Source organism: Endozoicomonas sp. SESOKO4, assembly GCF_024606275.1.
This window is the reverse complement of the sequence record NZ_JAHHPS010000010.1, coordinates 1-2281: the sequence shown is the minus strand read 5'-3', so window position 1 is coordinate 2281 and position 2281 is coordinate 1. Positions and strand designations below refer to the sequence as shown.

General features: G+C 47.9%; 1 protein-coding gene. It reads left to right on the top strand.

All coding sequences use genetic code 11. The annotated features are described in order from the left end of the window. The coding region (locus tag KDK16_RS00130; protein ID WP_257274152.1) for a hypothetical protein at nucleotides 1–2105 on the top strand (2105 nt) is incomplete at its 5' end. Nucleotides 2106–2281: the final 176 nt, after the last annotated feature.

Sequence of the window (2281 nt, the reverse complement as noted above, 5' to 3'; positions counted from 1 at the left end):
AAGCACTGAAAAACCAACATTTCAGCCATGCAGAAGAAAAATTTCAGGCCATCTTGCAAGAATACGAGGACCAACTCAGCCAGGCCGATTACCAAAACTCTGTCATAGGGCTGGCAAGATCGCTAAAAGAACAAACTCCAAAAAAGCAGAAAGCAGCCTATTCTCGTCTGCAAGAACTCAGGTTGGAAGAACCATTGACTGAACTCGGGGCTTCCAAAATCCCTAACCTTGACCTGACCCTGAGCCGCTGTGAACAGGCACTTGGACTGCTTTCGGATGCTGAAACACGACTGTTAAGACTGAGAAACATAAATCCCGATGCTGATGAAGAGATTCTTTGCCAGCATTCCCACAATTTCGACGCTGATATTACCAATGCCCGACTGTGGCAGTTTATGGAAAAACACCAGATGACTGAAACACTCCTGGTGAACATGAAAAAAGAGCTGACCAACGCACTGCAGTCGAATCCATACAGAGCCACAGCAAAAACTCTGTATCAACAACTCCGTACCATCAATATGGCCCTGGCGCGACTCCTACAGGAGAGAGGCCTGTATGAATGGGCTGAAGAGTTACTGTTAGACATCAGTGGCAAGCGATCCAATAACAGCGAGGCGTTCCTTTGCAAGCCCTGTAGAAATAATGAAATTAATCTGGCACTGGCACGACTCTGGCAGGTAATGGGAAAGCATGAACGGACTGAAAAACTGCTGCTGAACATGAGTGGCAAGCACCCCAATGCCAGTGAAGAGATTCTTTGCAGGCCTTTTGGGGTTTTTGCTATTGATATGGCTTTGGTGCGGCATTGGGAAATTATGAATAAACACAAACCGTCCGGAAAGTTGCTGCTGAACATGTGTGACAAACACCCCGATGCCAGTGAGGAGGTTCTTTGCAGGCCTTTTGGGAATCTTGATATTGATCTGCCTTTGGTGCGGCATTGGGAGATCACGGGCAACTATCATCTGGCTGAAAAACTGCTACTGAACATGCTTGGCAAGCAGCCCGGCAAAAACAAAGAAATCCTGTGTCAACCCTGCGGAAATTATGATCTGAATCTGAAGCTGGCGCGACTCTGGCATGATATGGGCAACTATGAATGGGCTGAAAGTCTGCTGCTGAACATGTGTGGCAAAGACCCCAATGGCAATGAAGAACACCTGTGCAAACCTTGCGGGAATAACGATATTGACCTGGCCCTGATAAGAAATTGGGAGATGCTGGGCAAATATGAATGGGCTAAAAAATTGCTATTTAGCGTGGCAGGCAAGTCTCCCCTCGCCAGTGAGGAAGAGCTGTGCCAACCCTGTGGCGATTTTAACATCGACCTGACTCTGGTGAGATATTGGGGGATAGTGGGCGAGAATAAACGGTCTGAAAAACTGCTGCTGAACATGAGTGGCAAGCCCCCCAAAGCCACTGAAGAATTACTGTGCCAACCCTGTGGGCAGCCTCTGATTGACATGGCCCTGGTGCGAACCTGGGAGGTAATGGGCGACTATAAACTGTGTGAAAAACTGTTGCTGAACATGATAGGCAAGCAGCCCGATGACAATGAGGAAGACCTGTGCAGGCCCAGCGGAAATCACGATGTTGATCTGGCCCTGGTACGTCTCTGGCAGATGATGAATAAAAACGAACGGGCCCAAAGACTGATTAAGCATTGCTGTGATGTCTACCCAACGAGCGAATGTAAATTGGCACTGCTGAGTCTGCAAGCCGGGACAGCAAGATTTATGAAAATGATGATGGCCCATCAGGAAAGTGCCAATACACTGCTGTTAACCTCGATCCATTATTTCAGGCTGGCTACTCGAAAGATAGCGGATGATGACCCTGAGTCAGGACAAGATAACCTTAAAAAGGCGCTTGAGTATGTGGAATCCGCATTGAAGAAATACCCCTTGAGCGCAGGCGCTTGTTCGCAAAAAGCGCACTGTCTCAGAATGATGGATTTCAGTGAAGAGGTATGGAGGGAATGGTTCAATAAAGCTCACACCCTTGACCCCGGCAGGGTAGAGAAGTTTAAAACTGACAATGATTGGCGAATCACCGAAGCGATAGCTCTTCAAAAGGTGAAGCATCTGGCACAGCCAACCTGAGCGCCTGCGGCGAAAATAAGAGTCTGGCCAATGAGCCAGCAATATTGAACTCCAAAGGGTCTGGAAATTCAGGCTCCTGAACTCTTATGTACTTTTGCTGTCTGAAAAGCATAAAGGGAGATTACTTTGCCATGAGTTACGGATTACCACCAGCCTGCGGTTCAACATCGCAACCG